The organism is Rhodoflexus caldus (assembly GCF_021206925.1).
GTDB classification, from domain to species: Bacteria; Bacteroidota; Bacteroidia; order Cytophagales; family Thermoflexibacteraceae; genus Rhodoflexus; species Rhodoflexus caldus.
Window position 1 is genome coordinate 40,141 of record NZ_JAJPRF010000013.1, and the last position, 22,115, is coordinate 62,255.

Sequence of the window (22,115 nt, forward strand, 5' to 3'; positions counted from 1 at the left end):
AAATCTGCCGTCAGGGATATCCTAAGAAAACGCTGTCGGTGGACAAAGTCCCTGCCGACAGTTTCATCCACTTACTTAATCACTGCAATTTGATCCATCAATGCTTTGGCATCGCGCTTAACTTCCTCGTCGCGGGTGCGGTCGTGTACGGCCTTGGCTATTTCCCAAGCAGCATCGCGCAGTTTGCCGCGTTCGCTGCGTTCAAACAGTTTCTTGTTAAGGGCTGCACTGCGCAAACCGTCGGCTTTGCCTAACTCAATGCGCTCTGTCATTTCGGTTTTCATGGACGTTTTTTCGTCTTCGCATTGCTTCAAGGAAGCCTGCAATGCCGCCGAATTATCGGGAGCAGGTTTATTGCCGCCGCCCCCACCGCCGCCTGCATTTTGTTTCATAGCCAGTTGCAGGTCTTTCATTTCTATTTGGCGTTTCAGGTCTGCAATCTCGCTTTTGAGTTCGTCTATGCGCTTCACGGCATCACCTGCCGAGGCGAGTGTTTCCTGCAAACTGCCTATTTTGATGCGATATGCTGCCAGCGTATTGAATGCCCCCAGCGCGTTGGCATAATACCCGTTTTCGGCTTTGGAAATTTCCGGACGAGGTGCGGTTTTGCCTTCCTCTATCAGCCGCAGCATGACCGACTCATAGTTTTTTGCCTGTGCTGCCAGCGAGGCTCGTTGCATATCGGCCTGTGGCATACCGTCCATTTTCTGGTCTAAGTCGTAGAGATAACCTACTTGCCGCGCCAGCGAATCCATTTCTAAAAGCAGGCGTTCATAGGTCGCCGCTTTTTTCTGCAAGGCTTGATTTTCTTCTTTTAAATAGCCCTCGGGGGCTCGCAGTAAAAAAAACATTGCCCCCAACGGCAGCATCAACGACAACAAATATGTTCCCAAAAATTTTTTAACTGCTTTGCTGCGGGCTTCTTTGTTCAGTGGTTCCATGGTTATTTTTAATGTTCAGTGATTCACAATCGGCAGAACTCATCGCGTGTTTTACACGTTCTGTAATTGACCTTTAAGATAAAAAATGGAAAGCGAAAAATCACCAAAAGAAGAAATCAGTATCAAAGAAGTTTCTCCGACAGAAGAGCAAGTTCAGGAAACCTACATCCCCGACTTTCGTCAGACAGTAGCAGACACACGGTCAAAAACCTGCGGCATCACTTGGAAACTCCACCCGACAGCCGATGATGAGGTAAGCGATGACACGGATTCCGACGAAGATTAATAGGGTAAAAACTTAACAGTCAGAAAAATACACTCCCAACAGATGCCGAACACCTGTCGGGAGTGTATGCCGAAGAGGCCTAATATGCAGGCACTATTTACCGTCAGTTTTGGCGGGTTGCCCCTGCATCATGGCAACGGCGCGGTGGATGGCCTTGCGAATGCGTGGATACGTACCACAACGGCACAGATTGCCTTGCATGGCTTTGTCAATATCCTCGTCGGTCGGCTGCGGTTTTTCTTTAAGCAGGGCTACGGCCGCCATAATTTGCCCCGACTGGCAGTAACCGCATTGCGGCACTTGTTCGGCTATCCATGCCTGCTGCACCGGATGGCTCAGGTCTGCACTGATACCTTCTATGGTTGTAATTTTTTTGCCCTGCGCAGCCATGACAGGATAAGTACACGAGCGAATCGGTTTACCGTCTATATGCACCGTACATGCGCCGCACTGCGAAATACCGCATCCGAATTTTGTACCGGTTAAATCGGCAAAATCGCGGATAGCCCACAGCAACGGCATCTGCTGGTCAATATCCATTTGGTAATCCTTTCCGTTAATAGTAAGCGTAATGGCAGCCATAACAATGCGGATTTTAAACGTTATAGTCAAAGTTAAAAATTGCGGCTGAGAAAATGCTATATGCGCTTGTTTTTTTAATCAGTGGCCGATATTGATAAAAAGCCGCAATTGATAACTAAATTTGCTATGGAATTATTGATTAACTTACTCATTCAACCGCTTAGCTATGTCAAAAACACACAAATTTGCCACTAATATTAACTGTGGCGGCTGTATTGCCAAGGTTACACCTTTTATTAATGCTGTTGAAGTTATAGAAACATGGTCGGTAGATACTACCAATCCGCAAAAAATTTTAACGGTACAAACAGCAACAGACTCTCCCGAACAGGTTGTGGAAGCTGTGAAAAAGGCCGGCTTCAAAATAGAGCCTTTATCTTAGGCTGCGGGTAAGTCCGAATAAAACAAACAACTTCTTTATATTTTTTTGAACAGCAATCAAGCAGATGAATAACCCGCTTATTTTGGTTATAGACGATGACAAAGCCATTCGTTTTTTGTTAGAGCGGATTTTTGCTGACAAGTTTAGTGTCAAATCTTTTGGCGATGTCATTCACGCTACCGCTTGGCTGGATGAGGGTAATATTCCGCATGTCATCATTTGCGATATTAATATGCCCTATATCAGTGGCATAGAGTTTATGCTAAACATTCACAGCAGCGGTATTTACGGCAATGTGCCCATCATTATGCTTTCCAGTTTCAGCCAAGAGGAAGCGGGTAAAAAATGCATGGAAATGGGTGCGTATGCCTATTTTGAAAAACCCTTTGATCCGCAGGAACTTCTACAAACAGTTCACAAAATTTTCGGAGAAACCAATTCGTAAGTTAAGATGGGAGGGTTGCAGTAGCAGCCCCTTATATGCAACAGTTCGTCGCCTGTGGAGCGCATACAAGCGACAAACTGAAAAGGTACATCAGCACTCAATTACTTTCATCTGCCGAAGCGCGGGCGATAAACCGACGCTAAATCGGGCTCCATCGGTTTTTCTTTTCTACGGGCGTAGCCTCCACAACCGGATTTTCCACAACAAAAACGGTTTGCTGTCCTTTCCGCTTACCAATAAACTCCAACTGGCTTAACTTTCCGAATAAATCTACCAGCAGGCGCATGAAGTCATCTATTTCGCTGATGATGGGCGCAATTTCGGCGTGGTTATATTGCAGTGTAATCAGTGTATCCAATTTAAACTCTATTGCGCCGGAAGCTACCCCCGACCACTCGGCAAAATAACCGAGCAATTCTTCGCGGTCTTTGTCGGGCAGCAGATTGATACCTGTTTTCAGTGTCTGGATGAGTTGTAACAGAAACTCCATCATTACCACGGGCGGTTTGTGAGGCATAAACCAGCGGAAAGCAATGATTTCATCGGACATGCTGAAAAGCAGTTTTTCCAGCACAAAGTAGATACTCTCGCCAAGGGTGCTTTTGCTTTTGCTGCGGATTTTATGCACAATGCGAAAAGCGTAGGTTTCCAAATCGTTGAGCAAGGAGGCAAAGCTGAGGTAGCTCTCCATCAATAGCGGAAAACTGTTTACTGCCATACAGGCAGGAATGTAATTGCGCACCGGTTTGAGTTCGCCGCTTTGGTAAATAATTTTACCAATAATCAGGTGTGAAACGTTGAAAGAAGCCGTTTGAATCTGACTGGCGGGAACAATGCTTACTTTGTAGCCCGGTACGGTGTAAGGATGGCGCGGCGGATGTTCTTCCATTTGCGGCTCGCCGGCAGGTTGGCGGGCAAACAAATCCACACTCAGCACCACGTAAAATATGTTTTCTTTGGAAGGCTGAATGTTGTACTGTTGCAACAATTGGCTGTAAGAAGTGTTCAGCACCAAATCGTCGCTTTGGATGATTTCAATGCGGCAGCCGTCGGCCGTAACAGCCCGGCAATTGACCACTTTTACATTGATTTGCTGCGTATAGTCGCAACTGATAAATACTTCGTAGGATTTACTGCCTTCCGAAGGCAACAGACCATAACTGTGGCTGCTCAGCCCCAATGCAATGGCATCGCGCACGCGGTCAATGGTAAAATTTTCCATTTCCAGGAAGTGCTTCCTGGCTATTTTCATGCCGTCAATCCAATTGACCGAACGATGGCTAAGTTCCGAAAACATACGAAAGCGATTTATTAAGGCATACCTGATTACAATTAGGCAATTCTTCTCCAAAAAAGCAAATCAGGCTTATGCCTCTACTATTACGGGTTTGCGTCTGCGAAATACGAAGTACTTCTTGGCAAGAAAATTCCAAATAATTACCAGTGCCAATGCCAGAATTTTCGCAATCCGATAGTCTAACGCGAAGGATTCAACCCAGAAGTACATGGACAACTGATTGATACCCAACCCGATAAGCACCACTACAAAGAAACTGACAAACTCCACCCCTTTTGAAAAAGAACCGGCACCAAATATCCACAACCTGCTGGCGATATAATTGGCTATGACCACAAAACAAAAAGCAATGAAGTTTGCCTGCATGTAACCCAAGCCGAATTTTTCTACCAGTAAAATTAAAAGGCCAAATTCACCGGCGGCCGAAAGCACTCCAACGATACCGAAACGCAATACCTGCCGGTACAATTCGTTGCTGTAATAAATTGCTAAAAGTTTATTTATCATAAAAACATTACATATTATATTGCACGTACCAATTACGTTATTAAGCCGTTAATAAACAAATAATAGCACAAATATAGGTGGCTAAGATTAGAAAATTTATATTGTTTGTGTGAATTATTACATGAAAAGTGTTTATCTTTATATTCGTAAACTTTCCTATTTCATCGTTTTTTTATAAAATAGAATCGGCAGCCAAAATTCATTATTTCAACTTTTGAAAACTTTATTTACTTTTTATCTATCAAAATTGGAGAGCTATGGAGCCTCAATCGATAACCGATGTGCTGCAGGAAATCTTAGATGTTGCCGATGACTGTTATCTGCTCTTTGAAGGGAATCATATTGTCTATGCCAGCAAAGCTGTTATGAATATCTGGCAATGTACACCGGAGGATTTATTAGACAATAATGATATTTTTTGGCAGAGTTTTGAGCCTAACGAACTCAACCAGCTTCGCAAAAACTGGGCTACCAAAATTCCGTTCAAACAAACCTGTCGCATTAAACAGCCCAACAACGAAAGTGCCATACTGTGGGTCGAGCTGAATGCGCGCCGCACCAATGCAAACCGCATTATGTTGCGCGTGCGCAATGTGAGCGAATGGCTAGCGCGCGAAGCCGAATCGCGCAGCATCTACGAAGAAGTTATCCACCTCAACGAAAATCTGAGCAATCATCAGGAAGAGTTGAAGGCAAGTCTGGAAGAGCTGCGCGAGACCAACCATCAATTAGAATACCATCGGAACCAGTTAGATTTTATCATCAAAAATGCCTCCGAAGCCATTTGCACCTTAGATAACTTTGGCAGGCTGACCATGATGAACCATGCAGGCATGGAACTGTTACAACTGACTCCGCACAAGGTGCAACTGCACTATTTGGTAAACTTTCTGGCGCGCGAATACCGCAAAGAATTGGCAGGGTTTATTGTAGGACATCAGGTAAACGCCTTGCCGATTTGGACAAAAGAAAGCGTACAACAGGTTTGTTATTTAGAGGTGGTGATGCGAAACACCAGAGGCGACGAGTTCCCCGCCAAACTTTCGCTTTCACGCATCAATACGCCCAGCGAAAACTACTTCATTGCCGTAATTACAGACCTGACAGAAGTAAAAAGAGCACAACAGGCACTGGTAGAAACCGAAAAACTGATTCGTAAAGTAGCCGAATCCATCCCCGATTTGCTGTTCCTCTACGATGTGAACAGCAACTCGTTTACCTTCCAAAACGAACATCTCAACGATTTTTTTGGCGACAACGCTAAGTATTTCACGCCTTTCCGCTTGGAAAAAGTTGCGGAGTTGGTTCACCCCGAAGACTTGGATACCTTAGAGCGCTCGGTTGGTCAGGTGGTAAGCGGCAGAGTGGGTATGGTAGAAGTAGAGTTTCGCCTGCGCAATCCCAACCAAAGCGGCTACAAGTGGATGCAACTGCGTCATGCAGTCTTCTCCAAAGACCAAGAGCGGGTTACGCGCATTCTGGGGCTTTTACAGGATATTGACGACCGCAAACACCGTGAAATGGAATTGGAGCAGGCAAAACAGGAGGCAGAACAGGCCGTCATTGCCAAATCGCAGTTCCTCTCTACCATGAGCCACGAAATCCGCACACCGATGAACGCCGTTATCGGGATGGCTAACCTGCTCATGTATGAGGTAAAAGACCCGCAGCAGTTAGAAAAAATCAAAATTCTCAAGTTTGCAGCCGACAACTTGATGGTGATTCTCAACGACGTGTTGGATTTCAACAAACTTGAATCGGGTAAATTAGAATTAGAGCTGCTTACCTTTAACATCAAAGAGTTGCTGCACGGCTTAGAACAATTATTTCAACCCAAAGCACAAGAAAAATCGCTTGCGCTCAAACTCAAATTAGATGCGCGCACACCGCTGCACGTAGTAGGCGATGCCGTGCGCCTGTCGCAAGTATTGAGCAACCTGCTCAGCAACGCCATCAAATTCACCGAAAAGGGCGAAGTATGCCTGACAACCGAATTGCTCACCCTCCAGCACGACACGGTAACCATCCGCTTTGAGGTGCGCGATACCGGTATCGGTATTCCGCAAGCACAACAGCAACGCATCTTTGAACGCTTTGCACAGGCTTCTCCCGAAATCAGCAAGAAGTACGGCGGCACGGGGCTGGGGCTGGCCATCTCCAAATTGCTTGTGGAAGCACAGGGCGGACGGCTTGTGGTTGAAAGCACCGAAGGGAAAGGTGCTACTTTCAGCTTTGTGCTCACATTCCCGCTGGCCTCCGAACAGCAAAGCTCCGTATTGCATACCGACGACAACGCAAGCATACTCTTGCAAGACCTCAGCGGCTGTAGAATTCTGGTAGCGGAAGACAATCACGTAAATCAGCTCGTAGTGCGGCAATACCTGCAAAATTGGAACGCTACCTTTGCCTTTGCCGAAACAGGCCAACAGGTCTATGAAAAACTGGCCGATGAGCACTTTGACCTGCTGCTGCTCGACTTGCAACTGCCCGATACCGACGGCTATACCATCGCCGAAACCATCCGTAAGAAAGAAGGCAAATACTCCGCCCAGATGCCTATCATTGCCTTTTCTGCCGACTCCGGGCAGGCAATGATTGATAAGGTATTCCGCAGCGGCATGAACGATTATGTGCCTAAGCCATTCAGACCCAACGATTTGTTTGACAAACTGGCGCATTATTTAGGTATCAGTCCGCTGCACTTTGGCGATGCAACCCAAGACGATGCCGCCAATGCCACCCATAAAGCAGAGGGGGGAGAAAGCGAATTAATCAGTTTGGCTCCTTTTATCGCACAAATCGGGCAGGAAGAATTTATGCGCGACTTTATTCGCCTCAATCTCGAATCGCTGGAACAATTCCCGATTGAGTACCGCGCTGCCATTGAAAAGCACGATACGGAAATGCTGAGCCGCGCAGTACATCGTATGCAATCCAATATTTCCCTGTTGCAATTCCATGCGCTTGCACAAGAACTTACCGCCTACAAAAACGGCAAGGCCATTTGGGAAAAGCTGCAACCCGAACAACTGGAAGAACATTTGGCACAAGTAGAAAACCTTTGCTACCGCGCCGCAACCATCCTGAAACGGGTGTCGGGCAAGTAGCAAACGTGCATTTGACCCACAGGCACACTAACTTCGCAAGCGGTTGTGTGCCTGTGATTGTTTTACCCCAACCATTACAGACCTTATCCCATAAAATTTATCTTCTCCGGCTATGATTACCATCAACCGAGCGCTTATCCAATCCCTCAGCCAAAAAGCAAAGGCATCGCCGCGCCTTCGCGCCAATCACAACTTCCACACAGACCTTGCCGACCCCATCAACCGCATGTTGAACGCCATGGAGCCGGGCACCTATGTACAACCCCATAAACACGAAAACCCCGACAAGCGCGAAGCATTTATTGTTTTAAGCGGAGAAGTTGCTGTTATTACCTTCCACAACGACGGCACACCCCACGAGTGTCGGATACTTACGGCCGGCGGCGAATGTATGGGTGTGGAAATACCGGCCGGAGTCTTCCACACACTTGTAGTGTTAAAAAGCGGAACGGTTTGTTACGAACTGAAAGACGGCCCCTACGATGTGCTGACCGACAAGCAATTTGCCGCATGGGCCCCCCCGGAAGGTAATGCCGATTGCGAAGCCTATTTAAATGGCCTGCTCCAATGGATTAACAGCATTAAATAGGGCTTTTTAATATTTTTTGCTTTAATTTGAGAAAGCATAATTGCTTCCTCTCTTTTAACCCGTTTTGTTGCCGTCAACCTTCTGATTTTACATATTACATGCCTGAAAACCAAATAGTTATTGGCATTGGCGCATCTGCCGGAGGCCTTGAAGCTTTGGAACAGTTGGTAGCAGGCATCCCTGCACCCTTAGAAAAGCACGCAAGTCTGATTATTGCACAGCACCTCAGCCCGAACTACAAAAGCGTGCTGTCGCAAATTCTTGCCAAAAAATCTACCTTTCCGGTGATAGAAGCAAAAAACGCACAGGAAATTATACCCGGCAGGGTCTATGTAGCCCCTGCCGATTGCGATATTCAGGTAACAGACGGGCGCATCTGCCTCACAAGGCCTTTACTCACCCAAGTGCCTAAACCTTCGGTTGATTTACTGTTTTCCTCGCTGGCAAATACCTATGGCAAAAATACCATTGCCGTTATTCTCTCCGGTACAGGAACCGACGGGGCAAAAGGCGTACAGGCCGTAAAAGCCAAAGGCGGTATGGTTATCGTTCAGAAGCCCGACACAGCACGCTACGACGGTATGCCCATGGCAGCCCTGCAAACCGGACAGGCCGATTTCGTTCTTGCGCCCGAACAAATCGGCGAGCATATCCGCCACTGTTTGCTCGACGACGAAGAACCACCCGCTCAGCAACATTCCGCCTTAGACGATTTATACGACCTGCTGCTCGAAAAATTCAATACCGATTTTTCGCTTCACAAACCCAAAAGTTTTCTTCGCAAGGTAGAAAAGCGCATGATGATAAAACACGTCAGAGACTTAGCAGCCTATGTGGACTTGCTGAAAACTGACGCGACAGAGGCGGAAACACTTTTTCATACCCTGCTGGTTAATGTAACAGAGTTTTTCAGAGACCCTGATATGTTTGAAAAACTGGAACAAATACTGCTGCCCAAAATCAATACACTGACCCCGCAAGACCGTTTCCGAATATGGGTGGCCGGATGCGCCACCGGCGAAGAGGCCTATTCGTTGGCGATGATGCTGCAATACCGCTTGGAAAAAGCATTCAGCCCTCCCCCCTTGCTGCAAGTTTTTGCTACCGATATAGATGAAGACGCTTTACACATTGCCCGTAGGGGTATTTACAGCGAGCAACAGGTAAAATCCATCCCCGAGCACCTGCGCGAAAAGTACCTTATTCCGTTAGAAAAAGGATTTGCCATTAACAAAAGGCTTCGGGCAAAGGTGTTATTTTCCAAACACAACCTTACCTCCGACCCTCCGTTTCTGAAAATAGACTTGCTCAGTTGCCGCAACTTGTTGATTTACTTCAACCAAACGGCACAGAAAAAAGTATTCCCACTGTTCTATCATGCCCTGAAAGAAGACGGCATCCTGTTTTTGGGTAAATCGGAAAACACTGCACAACTGGAAGATATTTTCACTATGGTTGAACCCAACCTGAAAATATTCCGCAAGCAGAAAAATGTAGCGGCCGAAGTCTCCCTCCGATACAGGTCATTTGGAACTACCGAAAACCTCATTAAAAAGACAGAAAAACCCAAAGAAGAAAACTATCGCAACCGCTTGCTGGAAACATTCAGTGCGCTCACCAACCATACCATACTGATTGTCAATGCCTCACAGCAAATTCTTGAAACTCGGGGCAACATTGGCGGCCTGCTGCAAATACCCGATGGCGCACTCAATTTCAATATCGGCAATTTGGTTACAAACGAAATCAGCACCGAGCTCAAAAGCGTGTTGATGCAACTGACCAAAACCAATCAGCCGGTGCGGCTGCCCATGAAAAAGATTTTGCTTAACGGAGAGAGATACTACGTGCGAATACAGGGCAGCCCGTTAGGAAATCCTAACGAAAACATCGGCTTGTATATGATGGTCGTTGAAAGATTCACACCCGAAGACCTGTTTTTGCCCACCGTCAGCACCCAAGCAACCGACAGCGCCAATCAGAACGACCGCATTCCTGAGCTGGAACAAGAGTTGGCAGCCACCAAGCAACGACTCCAAACCTACATTGAAGAAGTAGAAACCAGCAACGAAGAGCTCCAATCGCTCAATGAAGAGTTGCAGTCGGCCAATGAAGAACTCCAAACCGGCAATGAAGAGTTGCGCTCGGCCAACGAAGAGCTTGAAACGGCCTACTCCGAAATCAAGAAAATGAATGAAGACTTGAGTAAAAAGGAGGAAGCCGAAAAACATGCCAACACATTGTTTCAGGCACTTTTCAACAATACGCAGCAAGGCAACATCCTGCTCAACGAATCTTGGGATATTCAGTTGATGAACCCCCGAGCGGAAGAACTGCTGGCAAAAACGGGCATCCGACCAACGGCAGACAACAACAACAATTTGATAGCCCTGCTGCCCTTTGATTTGCAACAGCAACTGCTGCCGTTGCTGCAAGAGGCACAACAAACCCGCCAAACCGCCACCGCAATACTCTCCATGCCATCGTCGGGGAATACTGCTTACTACTATGAATTTTTCATCAACCCCATACCTGCCACCCGCAATCACAATGAACAGGCAATGGCGCTGGGCATCATAGACCGCACCGAAGAAAAACTGCGCGAAGCCGAAATTTTCAGACGCGACGAGCTGCTGGCCTCCCTGATTGACTCTGACACCACCTTTGTAATACGCATTGACCTGCAAGGACGCTATACCTATGTCAATCAAGCATTTTGCAAAAAATTCGGCTACAAGCAGGATGAAGTAATTGGCAAGCACTACATCTTCACCATCCATCCGGAAGACCACGCCGCCTGCGAGCACGAAGTTGCCCGCCTGTTCACCCTGCCCGAAGGAGCGGTCGTAGGCTTTGAAATGCGCAAACCGGGGCCTGACGGCGAATACTTGTTTACCGAATGGGAATTTGTACTCATCAAAGCACCGTCGGGCGAAGTAACCGAAGTACAAGGCGTAGGGCGCGACATCACGGAAAAGAAACTTGCACAACTCGCCTTGGAAGAAGAGCGGAGCCAATTGGAAATGATGATATGGGGCGGCAGGCTCGGCACTTGGGACTGGCACTTGCCGACAGGCCAAATCCGCTTCAACGAACGCTGGGCAGAGATACTCGGCTACAAAATAGAGGAAGTCAATTTTGACTTTGAGCAATGGCAGCAACTCATCCACCCCGACGACCGCGAACGTGTGGTGCAGGCCATTGAGGCCTGTATCAAGGGCGATGCTCCATTCTATGAAGTTGAACACCGCAAACAGGCTAAATCGGGCGAGTGGAAGTGGCTCATTGCCACAGGGAAAGTGGTAGAGCGCGACAAAAAAGGCAAAGCGCTGCGCCTCATCGGCATCCATCAGGATGTTACCGAAAAGAAACGCATAGAAGAAATGGCGCGGCTCAGCGAAGAGCGCAATGAAGCCGTTCTCAGCACCATGCAGGAAGGCATCGTCATTCAAGACATGTCGGGTGCGATTATTTCCTGCAACCACAGCGCCGAGGAAATTCTGGGCTTGACCTTTGAGCAAATGATTGGCCGCACTTCCTTCTTAGACCCCGGCTGGCGTGCCATCCGCGAAGACGGCAGCCCCTTCCCCGGCGAAGAACATCCGGCCATGGTAACCATCCGCACCGGACAGCCGCAAAGCAACGTGCTGATAGGTGTGCACAAACCTTCGGGCGAACTTTCTTGGATTTCCATCAACTCGCAACTGCTCTACCACCCCGAAACACAAAATCCCTATGCCGTTTTTGCCATGTTCCACGACATCACGCAGCACAAAAATGCAGAACTGGCGCTCGCATCGGCACACAAGCGTTTTGAAAGCATTGTGGACTCCACCGACGGCATTGTTTGGGAGTTAGACTACCAGACCTTCTGCTTTACCTATGTCAGCAAACAGGCCGAACGCCTGTTGGGCTATTCGGCCGAAGAATGGTATCAACCGGGCTTCTGGGAACAGCACCTCCACCCGAAGGATAAAGAACAAACGGTTGCACACTGCATCGCCTGCTCCAACAAACTGGAACCCCACGAGTTGGAATACCGCTTTATTGCCAAAGACGGCCGCACGGTATGGCTGCGCGACATAGTAACCGTTGTTGTTTCCGACAACAAGCCCTCTTTGCTGCGCGGCATTATGATTGATATCTCCAAGCGAAAAGAGATGGAGCAAATGTTGGAGCGCCTTTCATTGGTAGCACAGCGCACCTCTAATTCGGTTATCATCACCGACCATAAGCGGCGCATTCTGTGGGTGAACGAGGCCTTTACCGAAATTACGGGCTACACGCTGAAAGATGTGCTCGGCAAATCGCCCAAAATCCTGCAATTTGAAGAAACAGACCCTGCCACTGTTGCCTACATCAGCGAAAAACTCAGCCAACAACAGCCCGTACACTGCGAAATTCTGAACAGAGGCAAAAATGGCAATGTGTATTGGCTGGAAATAGAAATTCAGCCCCTGTTTGATGCCGACCACGAACTGACAGGCTTTATGGCCGTACAAACCGACATCACCGAACGCAAAAAAGCAGAGGAACAGATTAAAAAGCAAAACGAAATTCTAAAAGACATTGCCTTTACGCAGTCGCATATTTTGCGCCGACCGCTGGCCAATATTCTGGGTTTGCTCAACCTGATTGATATGGAAAAAGGCTATCAGAAAATGAACGCCCTGTACGAATACTTTGACTACCTGCTGCAATCTGCCCGAGAAGCCGACGACATCATCCATCAGATTGTGGAGAAAACCAACGCAATGGAGGAGTAAAGATAATTTCCTCCCCTCAGGTTAGCTATCTTTCGGAAAAACTGCCAATTTCACGTTCAATAACAGCGTTTATACGAACTCCATGAAAATGATACAGCGTTTCCGAATGAAAAAATCACGGATAGCAGCGGCGGTGGTTTGCTGCCTGCTTTCGGCAACAGCGTTTGCTCAAAAGCCGCCTACCGAAGACGATTTCTACCAAATCCGCACGCTGCCCGTGCCCGAAGGCGTGGCAATGGAAGTAGGCGGCATGGCTACCCTCCCCGACGGCCGACTTGCAGTCTGCACGCGGCGCGGCGAAGTGTGGCTCATCAGCAACCCCACCATGCAGGGCGGACAGCCGCGCTACCAACTGTTTGCGCAAGGGCTGCACGAACCGCTGGGGCTTGCCTACAAAGACGGCGCCCTCTACACCGCACAGCGCGGCGAACTCACCAAACTGATTGACAAAAACGGAGACGATGTGGCCGACATCTACGAATCGGTTTACAACTTCCCGCTGACCGGCAATTACCACGAATACACCTACGGCCCCATTATCGCCCCCGATGGCACCATGTACTGCACGGGCAACGTAGGCTTCTGGAACCCTGAATGGTGGTTGGGCAGAAGCCGTGCCCCTTGGCGCGGTTGGGCAGTCGCCATTTCTCCCGATGGTAAAATGACCCCATTTGCAACCGGTATGCGCTCGCCGTGCGGTATCGGCATCGGCCCCGAAGGTGAATTTTTCTACGGCGACAATCAGGGCGACTGGATTGGCTCGGGCTTCGTTGCACATGTGGAAAAAGGTGATTTCGTAGGCGGCAACCCCGCAGGCTTGGCTTGGGCTTCCCTGCCCGAGTCGCCCGTGAAAGTGCGCCCCGAGCAGATTGTCAGCTCCGACAATCCGCAGTTTGAAACAGCCGCCAAAGTGCCGGGCGTAAAACTGCCCGCCGTTTGGCTGCCACATTCCATTCTGGGCATCTCTACTGCCGAAATTCTGATGATTCTGCCTCGCGAAGGCGCTGTGCCGGGCAAATTCGGCCCCTTTGACGGCCAAATGCTCGTAGGCGACCAAGGTCAAAGCAAAATTATGCGCGTAGCTTTGGAAAAGGTTAAGGGGCAATATCAGGGCGTGGCCTTCAATTTCAGAGAAGGCTTTATGTCGGGCGTACTGCGTTTGGAGTGGGCAAAAGACGGCTCGCTGTTTGTTGGCCAAACCAATCGCGGCTGGGGCAGCACAGGCAAAGAACCCTACGGCCTGCAACAGTTGGTGTGGACGGGCAAAACGCCTTTTGAAATCAAAACCGTAAGAGCCATGCCCGATGGTTTTGAGTTGGAATTTACACAACCCGTCAATAAAGCAACCGCGCAAGACGTTGCCTCTTACAAAGTTTCAGGCTTCACTTACAAATACCACTGGCAATACGGCAGCCCGATTATCAACAAACAAGACTGTCCCATTCGCGGCGTGATTCTCTCACCCGACGGCATGAAAGCCCGCTTGGTAGTAGATGGTCTTCGCGAAAAATACATCCACGAAATTCAGGCCACCGGCGTAAAGAACGGCAGCGGGCATCATCTGCTGCACGATACCGGTTACTATACCCTCAACAATATCCCCGACGGCGAAAAAGTAAAACCCGAGCAACTGACAGTTATCGCCGCCACCATTCAGGCCAACCCCATAAGCAAGGCACCTGAGATGATTCACGCCCACGACCACATGGCAACCGATGTGGCCGCCACCGATGCAGTTGCCGTGCGGGTATCTGCCAAGCGCACCACAGAAATGCCTGCCGCATGGGGCGCACCCGATGTAACCATCAGCATGGGCACCAAACCCGGCCTGAAATACGACAAAGACAGGCTGGAAGTAAAAGCCGGCGCAAAAATCAAGCTCGTGTTCAGCAACCCAGACGACATGCCGCACAACTTCGTGCTGACCATGCCCGGCAAGGCCAATGAAGTAGGCACCGCCGCCCTGAAATTAGGAGTGGACGGCCCTGAAATGCAATATGTGCCCAACAGCCCGCACGTGTTGTACCATACCAACATGGTAAGCCCGGGCAAAAGCGAAACGATTTACTTCACCGCCCCCGACGAGCCGGGCGACTACCAGTTCGTCTGCACCTACCCCGGCCATGCTTTTGTGATGCAGGGTGTGTTGAAAGTGGTGAAGTAAGCAAAGGGATATTATGATTTTGGTGATTGCTCAAAGAAAATCTCTGCTTGTTATTGCAGGAATCATATTATTCCCCCTTTGTGTGATGGTGCAGCATATGCCGCATGACACGGGATTTGCTGCACCTGTCGCTAAACTCACACCGACTGAATCTCTTGCAGCGAACCCAATCAAAAAAAACACTTTTAGGGAGTATCAGACGAGAGCCTCCCAACGAGATGCCGGACAAGAAGTCAGATGAAACAGAGCGACTTTCCAAACAAAACCAAGATGCGGAACTCGCCAAAAAAGCTAAAAAGGCGCTTAAACTGCTTAAAGATGGAAGATTTAAAAAACCATAAGTTCTACTATCTCATGTGGTTGCCGCATGTACGGAATATTATTTGGGAAGCACGAAACAAAAAAGCCTTGCCTCAAAAAACGCTTGTAGAAGGCATCAATTTGTACGAAATGCTTAACAATGTGGTTAATCTGGCGAAGTGGCGCAAACAGTACACGGCGTTGTATAGGCAATGGCTGGAAAACGATGACAACAGAATTTTTGACCTGCAACATCCTGTCAATGCTCAAATTATCCATGGTTTAAAAAACATTAACTCCTTGCTGCCTTCACATATCCATTTGTGCTATTGGTATGATGTAGACCGTAGTCTGGATGAAGACTTTATTTGGGAAAACAGCCCTCTTTCAGGCAAGCGATTGATAGATTTAGGCGAAGATTTTTTTGAGGAAAACAGACTTTGGGACAAGGAAAATAACCTCCTACTCCCTAAGAGAGCAACCGACAGACAATCTCCAAGCCTATCGGAATTGTCCCAAGCGGCCACCGGTTCGTCTGCACTAAGTAAGTGAGCAATTCAAAACGACCTTTCAAATTTACCTCAAAGCCCGCTGAGTGCTTTTATGATGAATCTTTTCTCTGCGTACTCCGCGATTGCACCTTTGCGCACTCCGCGGTAAAAAAAGAGCACAAATGCTTTGTAAAAAAATATTTTGCTTAAATCTCTGAAAATCAATTATTTAAACTTAACAGGTGTTGGCAATCCGTCAAGTTTATCGTATATCGGCAAAACGCATGGCAGCCCTTTATCCGACGCTTTCGGCGGCATCCTGCAAAAGGTCGAGGGGAATGGTTACTACTAAACTGTAATCTAATTTCTCTAACCGCACAACTACCTTTCGGTCTGATTTGTAACTGATTAGCTCGCCCTTCATTCCTATCAGATGCCCGCCCGTAACAACTACTTTGGTGCCGGGTTCAAGTTTTTCCTGTGTGAGTTCAACGGGAATTTCATGCATCAGCATTTTTTTTAACCAGTTGATTTGCTCATCGGGTATTGGCACAGGCTTGCCGTCAAAGTAAATCACTCTGACAACGCCATGCGCCCTTGCAATGGCATAAAGTTGCGACACCCCCGTAAAAACAAACAGATAAGACGGGATAAAAGGCATATCTACCCATTTTTTCCTGTCGCTCCACTGGCGCAGTTGTCTCTGTAAAGGCAGGTACACTTCGTAGCCTTGTGCTTTTAACAACTGACTTACCTTTTTTTCCGCTCGCGGATATGTATGTACTGCAAACCATGCAGCGTCTTCTTTTTTTGTGTTCATACGATAGTTTGTCTGCCAAACACCCTACGGCTGATTGTAAGCGTGCAATAAAACAGCATGTCGGCATTTGGATTTGAGCTTTCGGATTGAAAAATCCAATGTAAAAACCGCATCATCCGCAACGATCCGCTTGCTTATGTCATGTGTTTTTGCTCAAAATGCTTACAGAAGTCTGACTGTAGGGGCTGAAAAATAAGCTGTTTTCGGATATTTTTCATTGCATCAATCGGCTGATTGTTTTTGTGCAGACAGCCGCAAGCCCCTCTTTGGGTATTTGCGGAAAATCAATAAATACAGGGCGCTAAGCATATGAGTAGTTTACTGCGTTCTTTTCTTTCGCTTATTAAACTGCTGGCAGGGACTTCGTCCACTGACAAAGTTTTATTAGGTTATCCCTGCCAGCGGCTGCAAGCCCTGTCAGTGGATTCGGATAAAAGCGTTTTAATATGCTCACCTGCTTACAAGTAAATGCTCATACCTGACAATCCTTAGAGATTGTCAGGTATGAGTTGATATTTTCAACAGATTGGATAATTTTTTTAAACTCTCCGCAAGTTGATATAGACTTCTTTGGGTAAAAAAACGATACAGGAAGAGGCATAATTGTTGGTTCAACTACGCACGCAAATAACCGCTACGCACCCATGACAAATGGCATTTTCCGCTCGCGTTTGCCTGTGAGGGCGAAGTATGCATTGGCAAGCGCAGGCGCTACGGGCGGCAAGCCGGGTTCACCTACGCCCATAGGCGGCTCGGTGCTTGGCACAATGTACACCTCTATCGGTGGTGTTTCTTGCATCCGCAGCAGTCGGTAGCTGTTAAAGTTGTTTTGCACTACAACCCCATCTTTGAAAATAATTTCATCTTTGATTGCTTGTGTAAGCCCCATCACAATGCTTCCTTCTACCTGTGCCCGCACGTTGTCGGGGTTTACGGCAGTTCCGCAGTCTATTACGGCAATTATTTTTTCAATTACGGGTTTCCCTTCGCTGTCTTTGCGCATGATGCAAACCTGCCCGCACATGCCGGCGAAAAATTGCCAAACAGCTACGCCCTTCCCTTTGTCTTTGGGCAGGCTATCCCATCCCGATTTTTCGGCCAGTATTTGCAAGATGGTGCGGATACGCGGGTGCTTTTCGCCCGTCATTGCCAAGCGGAAATGCAGCGGGTCTTTCCCTGCCGCATGTGCCATTTCATCTATGAAGCACTCATGCGCAAAGCAGGTAGTTGAGCTGTAAACTGCCCGCCACCAGCCAATCGGCACGGTTGTAGGCTGATAGATATACGATGTGCGGAAGTTCGGGAACCGGTAAGGATGCTCGCTGATGCCTTCCATTACGCCTTTGTCCACTTTGCTGAGGTCTTTGCGCTCGGGGAACATTTCGTAGCTGATGCTTGGGGCTATTACTTTGTGCTCCATTGCCAACGGGTTGCCCTGCGCATCTACCGCGCCGCGAAGTGCGCCAAACGTGCCCGGACGGAAAGGGCCTTGTGTCATGTCGTCTTCGCGCGTCCAGATGAGCTTCACGGGTGCTTTTACGGCACGGCTCAGGTAAGCGGCTTCCATCATAAAGTCCACGAAAAGACGACGGCCAAAGCCGCCGCCCATGTAGAGGCAGTGGATGGTGATGTTCTCTTTGGGAATGTTGAGGAAAGCGGCCAGTTCGTTGCGCACACGGCCGGGTACCTGTGTCGGAATCCACACCTCGCAGGAGTTTTCGCGCACGTCAATGGTGCAGTTCATGGGTTCCATGGGTGCATGAGCAGCCCATGAACATTCATAAAAAGCCTCTACGGTTTTGTAACCTTTTTCGGCAGCCTGTGCGAAAACTTCGGCAACATTGCCTTCCTGATGGTCGGTAAGGCCTTCGGTTTGGGCTAACTGCCGGGCTTGTTTGCGGAGCGATTCGTTGCTGAAAGGTGCAATGCCGCTGTTGTCCCACTCAATGCGCAGTTGCTTTCTTCCTTGCAAGGCTGCCCAATAAGAATCGGCCAGCACCGCTACGCCGTAGGTAGTTACGCCAAAGGCCTGACGCTCGCAGGCAATGACGTGTTTCACGCCTTTTACGTTTTTTGCACGTGTATCGTCCCATTTTTTCACTTTGGCACGATGCAGCGGGGCGCGTTCCACACTTGCATAGAGCATACCGGGTACTTTGGCATCTATGCCGAACTGTGCCGTGCCGTCGCATTTAGGCGGAATATCGGGGCGGCGGGTTTCCTTGCCAATCCATCGGAATTGGGCAGCCTCTTTCAGTGGCGGCTCTTTGGGAACTTCCAATTTGGCAGCCGCAGCGGCTACGCTTGCATAGGTTACCGTTTGTTGCGGCACAAGGCCATTGATAATATTACCCTTGCCGTCGGTAGAACAGTCTTCGGGTTTAACGCCCCACTGAGCCGCTGCTGCCATAATGAGCATTTGGCGGGCTGCTGCACCGGCTTTGCGCATAGGCATCCACGAGGTTTTTACGCTGGCACTGCCGCCTACACTCTGATTGCCATATTTCTCATCGCCCTGTGCCATGCGAACCTCTACCATTTCCAACGGAACATCCAACTCTTCGGCCAATATGAGGGGAACCGATTGGAAAGTTCCTTGCCCCATTTCGGGCTTATGCGCCATCAGGATGATTTTTCCGTCCGTACCGATGTGCAGAAAAGGGTTGGGATTGAACAGCGATGCATCTTCCGCACCCGAAAGATTGCGAATATGCGCTTCGGGAGTCAGGCTAAAGCCCAATACAAGGGCGGCACTTCCCAGAGCGGAGCGCTTCAGAAATTCACGGCGAGCCAGCGTTTCCATAGTCAAAAGCAGTGTTTAGAACAGAAAGTTAGTAATTTTTTTAACGGCTATCCTTTTGCCGGACGGTTGCCGTAGAAATGTATGATGAACACAATCACTGTCCGCAACAGGTACAGTGCCAGCAGCAGGTCTAAAAAGGAGAACGGCCACAGGTTATAGTAGTAGTGCGTGTAAATTTCTCCCTGCTGGTTAAATGAAAGCACGTGTGCCAAAACTTTTGTAATGAGCCATACACCTACCACATAAGCTCCCAGTTTGAGTTCTTTTCTCATAAAAATGCGGTTTCTATAAGTCATAAACGATAATATGTGCCTCTAAACTTGATTGAATGCAATTTAATCCATTATTTTGGGCAGAAACTAAATCGAACAGAAAACCATTATGAACAGATTCAGTGAAATCAAGCAATTGGTAGATAGCATTGAAGCGGATTTTACCAAATTCTATGAGCAGAATAATCAGGCTGCCGGTACGCGTGTACGCAAAGCCATGCTCGATTTGAAAAACCTTGCACAAAGCATTCGTCAGCACGTTCAGGAAATTAAAAACGAGAGAAACGCAAAATAACCTGTTGCGCGAATCGTCTACCGACAACCGAAATGGCCAAAAAGCTGTTTCGGTTTTTTTTATGGCAAAGAAATCCTCCGAAAATTTGATTAATCAGATTAATTATTGCTATTTCATGTTGTTGAACAGGCTGTTACTGTTGCCCGCTCTTGGCTATGCAATAATTGCCGATTCGAGCGTTATACAAAAGCACAAGAGATTTGCGAAAAATACTTTGCTTAAATTGTTGAAATATCGGCATTTAAACCTGACAATTCCTCGATACCTGTTATTTTTATGCATAAAAAAGCAATAAAGCGAGCAATTGATAACGATTTTTTTCGTTAACATCCGAATCATGCGGGCTTTCGCAGATTTTTTCGGGTAAATCAGTATTCATCTGTACTTCCGCCAAAATCTGCGGCAGAGGCAACAGGCGTTTACATCCGCTGTATGTGTTTTTAAAACGCTTCATAGTTAATATTGTTTACAAGCGGAAAGCCGATTTGTTATGCAAATCGGTTTTTCATTTTCGCTTGCCAATTTGGAAAATCTCAAAAAAAGGGCTAACTTATTCAAAACTAACTTTTTAAGCTATGCTAAACATCACAAACTTCGCTAAGGCACGCCGCTACCTCAATATCAATCTGATAGCTCAGGAAGCGGGCATTGACGTACAAACGCTTTTTGAAAAAATAGCGGCAGAAGAAAACCTACAACCTACGGAGGCTTCAAAGCTGATTGATTTGTTGAGCAAGGCAGGCATCCAATTGCGCACGTGGGAAAACGACCTTCCGACACCGCTAACCGCTAAATCGGCGTGGGTAGATGAACTCCGGGCATTGCCGCTGGAAATACATCCCGAGGCCACGCTCCACCGCGATTTTTTCTATCACGAATAGCAGGCTGATACCATGAGAAAAGTGTTTGTAGATACGCATGTGTTGCTCTTTGCTACACAGAGTGATTCTCCATTGTTTCATACGGCACAGAACCGCCTGCGCGAGGCTGCCGAAACTTCCGAACTGTTTACCAGCGGGCAAGTGCTACGCGCCTATACACACACATTCGTTCGCGAGGCGGTGCACAACGGAATGCCTGTGCAGGATGCCATCCATGTGGCACTGAAAAATATCAATATTTTTCGCAGCCATATGCAGGTGCTGCAAGATGATGAAACCACCCTTAATACTTGGGAGTACCTGTTGCCTTCGCTTGCCGACAGTTCCGAAATTTTGGATGCGGCAAGGGTTGCTTCCATGAAATCGGCAGGGGTAAGTTGTTTGCTTACCTACAAAGCCGATGCTTACAACCGTTTTGACAACCTGATTACGGTTTGGCCATTGGCATAAACAAAGCCCCTGCATCATTCCGATACAGGGGCTTGCAAAAAATCACCCGAAGGTTTTACTGTATGCTGTAAAACTGACTCAGCGTTTTGTCGCCGTGCGAGATACTTAATATGTACTCGCCTTTCTGTAAAGCAGACACGTTGAATCGGCGTGCATAGTTCTGATTGCCTTCACTGACTTCGCTGTACAGCACGGCACCGTTGCGGTCAGCAATTTTGATATACACGGGCTCTTCGGCATTGGCAAAGGCTACTTTTACAAAGCCGTCTTTTACTTCCGAAGAAATGTAAGCCGCAAAAGCCGCTTTTGTCAGTTGCGCACCGCCTACGGCTACTTTGTTGCTCGTGCGAAATTCCCCTGCCGTGATATCTACGGTGTAAACACCCTTGCCAAAAGAAGACAGGTCATAGTTGCGCTTCATTTCGGTCATATTGCGCAATTCTTCGCGATGGAGTACGTTGCCTTGCGCATCCGTAATGCGGACTGTTACCTTGCTGCCGGTGCTGTTTTCAAATGCCAGACGGATTTTCATGCTTTCGTTGATGGCATACATGCCATAGGCGAATTTTTCGGCAGCAATTACTTTGCTCGTGCCAAAGGGAGCATCCGACGGGTTGGCTTTAACGAAGGTGCTGACTAACGCAAGGGCAGCCATAAAAGCCAGAAAATACAGGCGATGAGTGAAAGATTTCATGGTATGCTGAGTGTTTAAGTTTTTAATGCAAATTTTGTTTGAC

21 protein-coding genes are annotated in these 22,115 nt (G+C 48.0%); 12 read left to right on the forward strand and 9 right to left on the reverse strand.

All coding sequences use genetic code 11. The annotated features are described in order from the left end of the window. Positions 1-71 precede the first annotated feature (71 nt). The gene (locus tag NDK19_RS13210; protein WP_250632367.1) at positions 72-941 is read right to left on the reverse strand and encodes a hypothetical protein; all 870 of its coding nucleotides are present in this window, start codon (positions 939-941) and stop codon (positions 72-74) included. An 85-nt stretch (positions 942-1,026) separates the two neighbouring features. Between NDK19_RS13210 and NDK19_RS13215 the strand changes: the two genes are divergently transcribed. Next, positions 1,027-1,227: a hypothetical protein gene (locus NDK19_RS13215; protein WP_250632368.1), complete on the forward strand. Its 201-nt coding sequence runs from the start codon at positions 1,027-1,029 to the stop codon at positions 1,225-1,227. A gap of 93 nt (positions 1,228-1,320) precedes the next feature. Here the strand turns inward: NDK19_RS13215 and NDK19_RS13220 are convergent, their stop codons facing one another. Next, positions 1,321-1,809: a (2Fe-2S)-binding protein gene (locus NDK19_RS13220; protein ID WP_250632369.1), complete on the reverse strand. Its 489-nt coding sequence runs from the start codon at positions 1,807-1,809 to the stop codon at positions 1,321-1,323. A gap of 166 nt (positions 1,810-1,975) precedes the next feature. On the opposite strand from NDK19_RS13220, the gene NDK19_RS13225 reads away from it, so the two are divergent. Both NDK19_RS13225 and NDK19_RS13230 read left to right on the forward strand, forming a co-directional pair. Further along, positions 1,976-2,191 carry a heavy-metal-associated domain-containing protein gene (locus NDK19_RS13225; RefSeq protein ID WP_250632370.1) on the forward strand — a complete coding sequence of 72 codons (216 nt, stop codon included), beginning with the start codon at positions 1,976-1,978 and terminating at the stop codon, positions 2,189-2,191. A 64-nt stretch (positions 2,192-2,255) separates the two neighbouring features. Continuing rightward, complete coding sequence (locus NDK19_RS13230) at positions 2,256-2,636, forward strand: response regulator (protein WP_250632371.1); 381 nt, start codon at positions 2,256-2,258, stop codon at positions 2,634-2,636. A 139-nt stretch (positions 2,637-2,775) separates the two neighbouring features. Here NDK19_RS13230 and NDK19_RS13235 read toward each other — a convergent pair whose 3' ends face one another. Together NDK19_RS13235 and NDK19_RS13240 are read right to left on the reverse strand one after the other, a co-directional pair. After that, a complete protein-coding gene (locus tag NDK19_RS13235) occupies positions 2,776-3,933 on the reverse strand; it encodes a hypothetical protein (protein ID WP_250632372.1) in 1,158 nt (385 codons plus the stop codon). A gap of 69 nt (positions 3,934-4,002) precedes the next feature. After that, positions 4,003-4,440 carry a GtrA family protein gene (locus NDK19_RS13240; protein WP_250632373.1) on the reverse strand — a complete coding sequence of 146 codons (438 nt, stop codon included), beginning with the start codon at positions 4,438-4,440 and terminating at the stop codon, positions 4,003-4,005. Between the two features lie 257 nt (positions 4,441-4,697). Between NDK19_RS13240 and NDK19_RS13245 the strand changes: the two genes are divergently transcribed. From NDK19_RS13245 to NDK19_RS13270, 6 genes are all read left to right on the forward strand, one after another. Continuing rightward, complete coding sequence (locus NDK19_RS13245; RefSeq protein WP_250632374.1) at positions 4,698-7,547, forward strand: ATP-binding protein; 2,850 nt, start codon at positions 4,698-4,700, stop codon at positions 7,545-7,547. A 112-nt stretch (positions 7,548-7,659) separates the two neighbouring features. Beyond that, positions 7,660-8,136, forward strand: coding sequence for a WbuC family cupin fold metalloprotein (locus NDK19_RS13250; protein WP_250632375.1), 477 nt, complete (start codon positions 7,660-7,662; stop codon positions 8,134-8,136). A 98-nt stretch (positions 8,137-8,234) separates the two neighbouring features. Next, entirely contained in the window at positions 8,235-12,902 is a 4,668-nt protein-coding gene (locus tag NDK19_RS13255; RefSeq protein ID WP_250632376.1) for a PAS domain S-box protein, read from the forward strand. Between the two features lie 82 nt (positions 12,903-12,984). Further along, complete coding sequence (locus NDK19_RS13260; RefSeq protein WP_317207174.1) at positions 12,985-15,066, forward strand: plastocyanin/azurin family copper-binding protein; 2,082 nt, start codon at positions 12,985-12,987, stop codon at positions 15,064-15,066. Positions 15,067-15,221: 155 nt separating this feature from the next. Then, positions 15,222-15,407 (forward strand): hypothetical protein, encoded by a 186-nt coding sequence (locus tag NDK19_RS13265; protein WP_250632377.1) that lies wholly within the window; start codon positions 15,222-15,224, stop codon positions 15,405-15,407. Further along, positions 15,385-15,918 (forward strand): hypothetical protein, encoded by a 534-nt coding sequence (locus NDK19_RS13270; RefSeq protein WP_250632378.1) that lies wholly within the window; start codon positions 15,385-15,387, stop codon positions 15,916-15,918. The genes NDK19_RS13265 and NDK19_RS13270 overlap by 23 nt, the downstream gene beginning before the upstream one ends. A gap of 234 nt (positions 15,919-16,152) precedes the next feature. Here the strand turns inward: NDK19_RS13270 and NDK19_RS13275 are convergent, their stop codons facing one another. From NDK19_RS13275 to NDK19_RS13285, 3 genes are all read right to left on the reverse strand, one after another. Then, entirely contained in the window at positions 16,153-16,677 is a 525-nt protein-coding gene (locus NDK19_RS13275) for a UpxY family transcription antiterminator (protein WP_250632379.1), read from the reverse strand. 634 nt (positions 16,678-17,311) lie between these two features. After that, on the reverse strand, positions 17,312-19,480 hold the full coding sequence (locus NDK19_RS13280; RefSeq protein ID WP_250632380.1) for a xanthine dehydrogenase family protein molybdopterin-binding subunit: 2,169 nt from the start codon (positions 19,478-19,480) through the stop codon (positions 17,312-17,314). 47 nt (positions 19,481-19,527) lie between these two features. Continuing rightward, the gene (locus NDK19_RS13285; RefSeq protein ID WP_250632381.1) at positions 19,528-19,752 is read right to left on the reverse strand and encodes a hypothetical protein; all 225 of its coding nucleotides are present in this window, start codon (positions 19,750-19,752) and stop codon (positions 19,528-19,530) included. Between the two features lie 109 nt (positions 19,753-19,861). Here NDK19_RS13285 and NDK19_RS13290 point away from each other — a divergent pair, with 109 nt between their 5' ends. Then, positions 19,862-20,047, forward strand: coding sequence for a histone H1 (locus NDK19_RS13290; RefSeq protein ID WP_250632382.1), 186 nt, complete (start codon positions 19,862-19,864; stop codon positions 20,045-20,047). Between the two features lie 274 nt (positions 20,048-20,321). On the opposite strand, the gene NDK19_RS13295 is transcribed toward NDK19_RS13290, so the two are convergent. Then, a complete protein-coding gene (locus tag NDK19_RS13295) occupies positions 20,322-20,501 on the reverse strand; it encodes a hypothetical protein (RefSeq protein ID WP_250632383.1) in 180 nt (59 codons plus the stop codon). Positions 20,502-20,622: 121 nt separating this feature from the next. Here NDK19_RS13295 and NDK19_RS13300 point away from each other — a divergent pair, with 121 nt between their 5' ends. Both NDK19_RS13300 and NDK19_RS13305 read left to right on the forward strand, forming a co-directional pair. Next, positions 20,623-20,928 (forward strand): hypothetical protein, encoded by a 306-nt coding sequence (locus tag NDK19_RS13300; protein WP_250632384.1) that lies wholly within the window; start codon positions 20,623-20,625, stop codon positions 20,926-20,928. A 12-nt stretch (positions 20,929-20,940) separates the two neighbouring features. Further along, positions 20,941-21,378, forward strand: coding sequence for a type II toxin-antitoxin system VapC family toxin (locus NDK19_RS13305; RefSeq protein ID WP_250632385.1), 438 nt, complete (start codon positions 20,941-20,943; stop codon positions 21,376-21,378). A 55-nt stretch (positions 21,379-21,433) separates the two neighbouring features. Here NDK19_RS13305 and NDK19_RS13310 read toward each other — a convergent pair whose 3' ends face one another. Beyond that, positions 21,434-22,072, reverse strand: coding sequence for a T9SS type A sorting domain-containing protein (locus NDK19_RS13310; protein ID WP_250632386.1), 639 nt, complete (start codon positions 22,070-22,072; stop codon positions 21,434-21,436). Between the last annotated feature and the right edge of the window lie 43 nt (positions 22,073-22,115).

Coding starts and splice junctions, on each gene's coding strand:
- NDK19_RS13210 (WP_250632367.1), bottom strand. CDS start 941: ATGGAACCACTGAACAAAGAAGCCCGCAGCAAAGCAGTTAAAAAATTT.
- NDK19_RS13215 (WP_250632368.1), top strand. CDS start 1,027: ATGGAAAGCGAAAAATCACCAAAAGAAGAAATCAGTATCAAAGAAGTT.
- NDK19_RS13300 (WP_250632384.1), top strand. CDS start 20,623: ATGCTAAACATCACAAACTTCGCTAAGGCACGCCGCTACCTCAATATC.
- NDK19_RS13260 (WP_317207174.1), top strand. CDS start 12,985: ATGAAAATGATACAGCGTTTCCGAATGAAAAAATCACGGATAGCAGCG.
- NDK19_RS13230 (WP_250632371.1), top strand. CDS start 2,256: ATGAATAACCCGCTTATTTTGGTTATAGACGATGACAAAGCCATTCGT.
- NDK19_RS13220 (WP_250632369.1), bottom strand. CDS start 1,809: ATGGCTGCCATTACGCTTACTATTAACGGAAAGGATTACCAAATGGAT.
- NDK19_RS13275 (WP_250632379.1), bottom strand. CDS start 16,677: ATGAACACAAAAAAAGAAGACGCTGCATGGTTTGCAGTACATACATAT.
- NDK19_RS13270 (WP_250632378.1), top strand. CDS start 15,385: ATGGAAGATTTAAAAAACCATAAGTTCTACTATCTCATGTGGTTGCCG.
- NDK19_RS13240 (WP_250632373.1), bottom strand. CDS start 4,440: ATGATAAATAAACTTTTAGCAATTTATTACAGCAACGAATTGTACCGG.
- NDK19_RS13290 (WP_250632382.1), top strand. CDS start 19,862: ATGAACAGATTCAGTGAAATCAAGCAATTGGTAGATAGCATTGAAGCG.
- NDK19_RS13280 (WP_250632380.1), bottom strand. CDS start 19,480: ATGGAAACGCTGGCTCGCCGTGAATTTCTGAAGCGCTCCGCTCTGGGA.
- NDK19_RS13235 (WP_250632372.1), bottom strand. CDS start 3,933: ATGTTTTCGGAACTTAGCCATCGTTCGGTCAATTGGATTGACGGCATG.
- NDK19_RS13285 (WP_250632381.1), bottom strand. CDS start 19,752: ATGAGAAAAGAACTCAAACTGGGAGCTTATGTGGTAGGTGTATGGCTC.
- NDK19_RS13310 (WP_250632386.1), bottom strand. CDS start 22,072: ATGAAATCTTTCACTCATCGCCTGTATTTTCTGGCTTTTATGGCTGCC.
- NDK19_RS13305 (WP_250632385.1), top strand. CDS start 20,941: ATGAGAAAAGTGTTTGTAGATACGCATGTGTTGCTCTTTGCTACACAG.
- NDK19_RS13250 (WP_250632375.1), top strand. CDS start 7,660: ATGATTACCATCAACCGAGCGCTTATCCAATCCCTCAGCCAAAAAGCA.
- NDK19_RS13255 (WP_250632376.1), top strand. CDS start 8,235: ATGCCTGAAAACCAAATAGTTATTGGCATTGGCGCATCTGCCGGAGGC.
- NDK19_RS13295 (WP_250632383.1), bottom strand. CDS start 20,501: ATGAAGCGTTTTAAAAACACATACAGCGGATGTAAACGCCTGTTGCCT.
- NDK19_RS13225 (WP_250632370.1), top strand. CDS start 1,976: ATGTCAAAAACACACAAATTTGCCACTAATATTAACTGTGGCGGCTGT.
- NDK19_RS13245 (WP_250632374.1), top strand. CDS start 4,698: ATGGAGCCTCAATCGATAACCGATGTGCTGCAGGAAATCTTAGATGTT.